The organism is Limnofasciculus baicalensis BBK-W-15 (assembly GCF_024178385.1).
Classification (GTDB): domain Bacteria; phylum Cyanobacteriota; class Cyanobacteriia; order Cyanobacteriales; family Coleofasciculaceae; genus Limnofasciculus; species Limnofasciculus baicalensis.
On the sequence record NZ_JAMZMM010000332.1, the window covers coordinates 1 to 6,955 of the forward strand.

Consider the following 6,955-nt stretch of genomic DNA (forward strand, 5'->3'; position numbering starts at 1 on the left):
CTCACGCCAATTTGAGTACAAATATGGCGTGAGGCTTCCGGCGAAGAAAGCTAACACAACACCCGCAGCAGCTCAAAGGGGAACATTGAGTCTACCACAACCCGTACCAACTATACCGAAAAATCAGGAGATAGCCAAACCAATTGTAGTTGCTGAACTAGTCGAACAACTCCGGACTGCTAATGTAGGAAAACGTCATGAAATTATCAGACAACTAAGCCACACGGAAGAAAATATTGTACCAGAACTGATCAAAGCAATGGCAGATTCCGATCCTCTGGTTAAAAGTGCCGTAGCTGAGGTGCTGGGAAATCTTAGTGATGCCGCAGTGCCAGCTATTCCTGAATTGGTTAAGATGATCGATGATAGGCGAAGAGCGATCGCGCCACCAGGTAATATTCGAATACTACCCAAAATCCCCCAAGCAAATGTAAAAGAGCGGCGCAGCCCACCTATCCCTCCCGAAAACCCCGAAAACCTACTACGGATTACAGCTATTGCCGCCATTGGGAAAATTGGTTTACCTGCGAGAAAATTAGCTACACCTCCTCTAACGGAAGCATTGGAAGATCCCGATCCTTGGGTTAAGCTGAATGCGACATGGGCACTGGCTGAAATTGGAGCTTCCATCCCCTTATTATCTTATTGGTTAGAAGCTTTACAAGATTCCAATCCTAATCTGCGTAGCAGTGCAGCCGAAATTTTTCAAGACTCAAAATCCCTTCTGCGTAAAGTATTGGGAGCAGAAGCTGATGCTAATACTACCACAACCTTGCTCATCGTAGTTAAAGATGAGAATTTCAGAGTGCGTAACGCCGCCAAGGAAGGATTAGAATTGCTGGGTACAGGAGCATTACCAGGATTAATCAAAAGTTTAAAAGCATCAGAGCCAATTGTGCGTCTGGAGGCGGCGGAAGTGATAGGTAATCTAGGAGAGGCAGCACAGTCGGCGCTTCCCGATTTGGTAGCACTACTAGAGGATACTGAGCGTTATCTGCCAAATGGATATGGTCTTATCGTTATACCTCCTCCTGCATCAATTTATCTCTTTACAGAGCAATCTCTTTATCCTCTTGCTCCTGATAACCCCGATAATCTAGTGCGAGTCAATGCTGCTATTGCTTTAGGTAAACTGGGAAATCGCCAAGCCATCCCAGCCCTCACCACTGCCCTCAAAGATAATAATCCTTGGATGGGGATGGCAACCGCCTGGGCATTACGAAGGTTAGGAGAGACTCAAGGCTTGCCTGTTGTCGGGCGATTGTTGCAGCACCCCGATTCATCAATTCAACGGGCGGCACTGTATCAGTTGCGGGGTTATGGCTCGCAGTCTGCGCCCTATCTTCTGCCCTACTACAGAGCGCGATTAGACTCTGCCGATGATAACACTCGCAATAGTGCAATTATTGCGATTGGGAAACTTGGGGTAGCAGCCTTAGATTTAGTACCCAAACTTAGGGCTTTCCTGCTAGGAAACCAGAAAGACTCGCCCGGTTATGCCGCCACAACTCTGGGAGAAATTGCGCAGAAGACAGCTATCGCTTGGCAGGATGGCAGTCTTTCGGCTAACCAACGCCAACAAGCGATCGCAGAATTTACTCAAGTTCTGAATATTATCCAGGCTCCCAATGCTAAGTTTAACCGCGAACCAATCGATCGCATCCGTAATGCTCTCACTATACTTCGAGGTGTTACGCAATAGTTCTCACCTGGGTTCGGTGTTAGGAGTAGCCCTTTCAGGGCGGCTACGCCAAGGGTGTTAGGAGTTAAAATTTAACAGCAAAAGACACGCATATTTGACTCATGACGGCCTCCAGGGCGACAACTATGGCATTATTGACACTATTTTTACATGGGAGTCGCTTCCCTGAGAACTCCGTTGGCGTAGCCTGCGCTTCGCGCATACTCCTCACTCCGTTGGCGTAGCCTGCGCTTCGCGCATACACCTCACTCCAAACTCCTCACTCAGGTTGACTATAATTTCCAGCCCCAGCGAGCTAGACGATGCTCGACTTCCTGAAAACAGTTGGATAGAGTTTCCTCAAATTCAGGCTTTGAGATACCACCCCGCCAGAGAATTAGGGCATCTTCCCCCGTATCTTGGTAATATTTGCGGCGGCATCCCGCTTCGGTGAAGCCAAACTTATGATACAGAGATAATGCAGCTTGATTAGAGGGTTTTACTTCTAGGGTTGCCCACTCCAAGTTACGCATTCTGGCATCCCGCAGCAGGGCATAGAGCAACAACTTACCCAATCCCTGACGCTGATAATTTGGATGAACTGCCAGAATAGTAATATGTGCCTCTTCCAAAATTGACCAAAAACAACCTAAACCGAGGAGAATGTTTGGGGAGGTGGGATTTGTTGTGAGGCTCTCTTTAACAGAGTTTTGAGTTAACCCATCAGACAACTGATTCGGACATCCGGACACCCGATCGCCAGGAACCGTTTCTAAGACGATTAAGTGAGAGTTGGGGCTTTCTAACTCCCTCTGGTAGCCGTCTCGCGTCCAAAGTCCACCAAAACATAACCGATCTAATTCGACGGCGGCATTTAGTTGCTCGACTGATAGGGGATTAAGCTGTAATAAATTCACAGCCATCTATTGTACAAGGTTAGATTGGATTCTGGGCTATTGCTGTAGCAATCAACATTAAAATTAGACGAAATCGGCTTAACAATATAAGATATATCGAACTGATTCGATAAATGTTATTATTTTTTAATATCTAGTAACCAATTCACATAGCGCTATATAAGGATCGTAACAATGCTAGCGACCGATCGCACTCAGGTGCAAAATTCCGGACGACAATATCTCCACAATACTGAAAAAGAGGGAGAGATGCGATCGCCTAATCAAGAACTTATGCCTCTTTCAGCCCAAGTCAACAGCCAGGATTGCTTGGAAATAGGCGGCTGCGATGTCACTGCCTTAGTGGAACAATTCGGCTCTCCTCTGTATATTTTAGATGAGATGACAGTTAGAACTGCTTGCCGTCAATACCGGGAGGCGATGGCAAGTTACTACCCTGGTGAATCCCTGGTTTTGTATGCCTCTAAAGCCTGGAATAGTTTAGCAGTTTGTGCGATCGTGGCATCGGAAGGTTTGGGGATCGATGTCGTATCGGGAGGTGAACTCTATACGGCGCTGCAAGCTGGAGTTAGTCCCGACAAACTTTATTTCCATGGCAATAACAAATCTAGCGCTGAACTGGAACTCGCTATTGAAAGTGGTTGCACCATTGTTGTCGATAACTGGTTAGAGTTACAGACACTAGCTAATATAGCCACAGAACCAGTGCGGATCTTGCTACGATTGACTCCGGGGATCGAATGTCATACCCACGAATATATTCGCACCGGACACTTGGATAGTAAGTTTGGCTTCGATCCCAATGTTTTAGATGAGCTATTTCGCTTTGTCAGCCAACACCCGATCCTAAACTGCATCGGCTTACACGCCCACATTGGTTCTCAAATTTTTGAAAGTCAACCCCACAAAGACTTGGCTGGTGTCTTAGTCGATTTTATCAGTAAAGCGAGTCAATACGATTTACCAATCCAATTACTCAATGTCGGGGGTGGTTTAGGGATTTGCTATACCGAAAGCGACGATCCCCCCAGTATTGATGCTTGGGTGAAAGGTGTCTGTGAAGCCATTGTCACCGCTTGTGAGGAACGACAACTGCCCTTACCCAAATTACTCTGCGAGCCAGGAAGATCTATTATTGGTTCTGCTTGTGTCACCGCCTACACGATTGGCACTCGCAAGGAGATCCCCGAAATCCGCACTTACTTAGCCATTGATGGTGGTATGTCAGATAATCCCCGTCCGATTACTTACCAATCCGTATATCGGTGTGTAGTTGCCAACCGGATGTCACAACCTCTAACAGAAACTGTGACTATTGCCGGGAAACACTGCGAATCCGGAGATATTTTGATTAAAGAAGCAAAGTTACCTCAAACAGAGTCAGGGGATATATTCGTCGTCATGAGTACTGGAGCCTACAATTACAGTATGGCTTCCAATTACAATCGTATACCTCGACCAGCAGCAGTCTTGGTTGCGGAGGGAGAAGCTGAGTTAATTTTACAGAGGGAGACTTATCAAGACTTAATCCGCCATGATTGTTTGCCAAAAAGACTAACTTAAGTTAGATTTTTGCTTTGAATAAAATTCAGCGAACACCGATTAAGTAGGTGAACAAATTAAACTTTTGGTAGGCAATGTCGATCAATGTCATTTCATCCAATGCTGGGACAGATGGTGGACATTGCCTACCCGACACCTTTCGTTACACAGCACTGTTTATTTATGTCCGACTACTTATCTGACCAGTTGTTGCTCGATATCGCTACAATCAAGCCAGAGTCAAACCGCTTCGCGGAGTCATTAGGGATCAGTCCTTAGTTCTCGATTGCTCCACCCCCTGCGAGGTTTCTTGCCAGAGGTGGAGAGAAAATCATTCAGAATTATAGTAAACCAAAAACTAATGACTAATGACCATTCCGTCAAGCATCTCAAGCCCTAAACGTTTATCGAAGTTCAATGTCGTCGTCGTCTGGTCCTTTGGCTGACTCAGACAGGGTGCAATCCTTGTTGATTCATAGCGTTGACATCGGATTGGTTCTTGTTCTCACCTATTGTGTACTCCTGATCGTTGGGGAACGCCGCACCCTATGGATGGTGAGGGGATTACTTGTCCTGATGCTTACTGCTGTGGTGAGTAATCGACTTGGTTTGATGCTCCTGAGTTTTGTGCTAGAAAAGTTAGTGGTTGGCTCTGCTGTGGCGATGGCTGTCATCTTCCAGTCAGAGTTTCGCCGATTTCTCGAACAGCTAGGGCAAGGAAAAATTACGGAGTTATTTCAAACTCAGCGACGCTCCCCTCCTAAAACAGACAGTGCGATCGATGAAATTGTGGATGCTGTTAAAGAATTGTCCCAAAATCGGATCGGCGCTTTGATGATTATGGAAACTAATGGGTTGATTGACGAGCGGGATTTTTCTGTACCGGGTGTTCAGCTAAATGCAGAACTTTCTAAAGAATTGCTGCAAACCATATTTCAGACTACAACGCTGCTTCATGATGGGGCGGTGTTGATTCGAGGTTCCCGCATCGCGGCTGCGGGTGTAATTTTGCCGCTTTCCGATCGCACAGCGTCTCGGCAACTCGGTACGCGCCATCGGGCTGCGATGGGAATTACAGAGCGTGTCGCAAATTGCCTTTGTATAGTTGTATCAGAAGAAACAGGTTCAATTTCGTTGGCGGAAAAAGGAGGACTCAACAGACCTTTAACCAGCAGTAAACTGAAAGAACTGCTAGAGGCTCGATTTTCCAGAACTGTTGACCGCGAGGCCGTTGCTCCAGATTTACGAACTTTGGGCCGCCAAGTTAAGTCTAAAGGACGGGTACTTCTTTCCCATTTCCTCCGTCTTCCGTCATCCACTTCTGGGAAGAAGAAGAAATGAGTGTTTTGTTATTTGTCATTGGTCATTTGTCATTTGTCATTTGTCATTGATTAGCGATCAGTGGTTAGTTGGCAAACAAAGAATAACGAACAACAAATAACGAACAACAAATAACGAACAACAAACAACGAACGACGGACAAATGACGACTGACAACGGAAAAATTATGCAAACTCGCTTAAAAGAGCTACCAATAGACCTTGACCGAGAACGTCTACCCCGACATGTGGCAGTAATTATGGATGGTAATGGTCGCTGGGCACAACGCCAAGGATTACCCCGAATTATGGGTCACCGTCGGGGAGTAGATGCCCTAAAAGATTTGTTGCGCTGCTGTAAGGATTGGGGAATTAAAGCGCTGACTGCTTATGCTTTTTCTACTGAAAATTGGGGTCGTCCTTTGGAAGAAGTGGAGTTTTTAATGACTCTGTTTGAGCGGGTATTGCGGCGAGAAATTGATGACATGATGAAGGAAAATGTCCAAATTCAGTTTTTGGGTAATTTATCAGCGCTACCGCAATCTCTCCAAGGGGAAATTCAGCGCTCGATGACGAAAACTCAGGATAATAATGGTATTCAGTTTAACGTGGCTACCAATTATGGAGCGCGTCAGGAGATTTTGCAAGCTGTCCATGCGATCGCGCAAGAGGTGCAGGAAGGTAAAATTCAATTGGATGAGATTGATGAGGCTTTGTTTTCCCGTCACCTTTACACGGCGAATGTCTCCGATCCGGATCTCTTGATTCGCACTAGTGGGGAGATGCGTTTGAGTAATTTTTTACTTTGGCAAATGGCTTACGCGGAACTATATATTACAGATATTTTATGGCCTGATTTCGATCGGGAACAGTTTCATCAGGCTTTGTTTGCCTATCAGCAGCGAAAGCGTAGATTTGGAAAAATATGATGGGAAAGAGAAACCGGGTTTCTCAAAGAAACCCGGTTTCTTTGAGAAATATACCTTCAAACCCAACCCTTAATTTCCACATCAGTCAGCAATTTCTCCATCTTCACACACTCACTTTTCGTCGCATGAAGTAAATGTTTCATCATCACAGCTTCCCCAGCAGAGGCTGCCAAAAATGCCCCATTCATCGCAATATTTCGGATACTTCCCCCCGCCACATTCAATTTCCCTAACTTATAAAAATCCAACCCCTCAGTCGGCGTTTCTGGTGGGAAAACACGCCGCCACATTTCGACTCGCAATTTGGGTTCCGGAAAGCTAAACTGGAGCGTAAATCTAATTCTACGGTCAAAAGCTCCATCCAGAGCATTCTTCATATTCGTAGTCAAAATCACCAAACCCTGATATTCTTCCATCTTCTGTAGCAGATAATTAATTTCCCCATTAGCATATTTATTCGGATGGGGCAGTTTTCTTAGTTCTTCTGGTTCCCGGCTTGGAGGTAACTTCGTTATCTTCAACAGTGGGTAAATTTTCGGATTCTGTTATCTGTTTTCGGGAAATATT

General features: G+C 45.7%; 6 protein-coding genes. 4 read left to right on the forward strand and 2 right to left on the reverse strand.

The window, feature by feature from the left end:
• The coding region (locus NJ959_RS23540; RefSeq protein ID WP_256529674.1) for a HEAT repeat domain-containing protein at positions 1 to 1,702 on the forward strand (1,702 nt) is incomplete at its 5' end.
• Between the two features lie 272 nt (positions 1,703 to 1,974).
• Here the strand turns inward: NJ959_RS23540 and rimI are convergent.
• Complete coding sequence (rimI, locus tag NJ959_RS23545; RefSeq protein ID WP_256529675.1) at positions 1,975 to 2,604, reverse strand: ribosomal protein S18-alanine N-acetyltransferase; 630 nt, start codon at positions 2,602 to 2,604, stop codon at positions 1,975 to 1,977.
• Between the two features lie 168 nt (positions 2,605 to 2,772).
• Between rimI and lysA the strand changes: the two genes are divergently transcribed.
• The 3 genes from lysA (at position 2,773) to uppS (ending at position 6,388) form a co-directional block, all read left to right on the forward strand.
• A complete protein-coding gene (lysA, locus tag NJ959_RS23550; RefSeq protein ID WP_254014182.1) occupies positions 2,773 to 4,161 on the forward strand; it encodes a diaminopimelate decarboxylase in 1,389 nt (462 codons plus the stop codon).
• 396 nt (positions 4,162 to 4,557) lie between these two features.
• The gene (cdaA, locus tag NJ959_RS23555) at positions 4,558 to 5,481 is read left to right on the forward strand and encodes a diadenylate cyclase CdaA (RefSeq protein WP_254014183.1); all 924 of its coding nucleotides are present in this window, start codon (positions 4,558 to 4,560) and stop codon (positions 5,479 to 5,481) included.
• A gap of 142 nt (positions 5,482 to 5,623) precedes the next feature.
• Positions 5,624 to 6,388, forward strand: coding sequence for an undecaprenyl pyrophosphate synthase (uppS, locus tag NJ959_RS23560; protein ID WP_373693705.1), 765 nt, complete (start codon positions 5,624 to 5,626; stop codon positions 6,386 to 6,388).
• A gap of 56 nt (positions 6,389 to 6,444) precedes the next feature.
• On the opposite strand, the gene NJ959_RS23565 is transcribed toward uppS, so the two are convergent.
• Entirely contained in the window at positions 6,445 to 6,804 is a 360-nt protein-coding gene (locus NJ959_RS23565; RefSeq protein ID WP_373693642.1) for an ATP-binding protein, read from the reverse strand.
• Positions 6,805 to 6,955 lie beyond the last annotated feature (151 nt).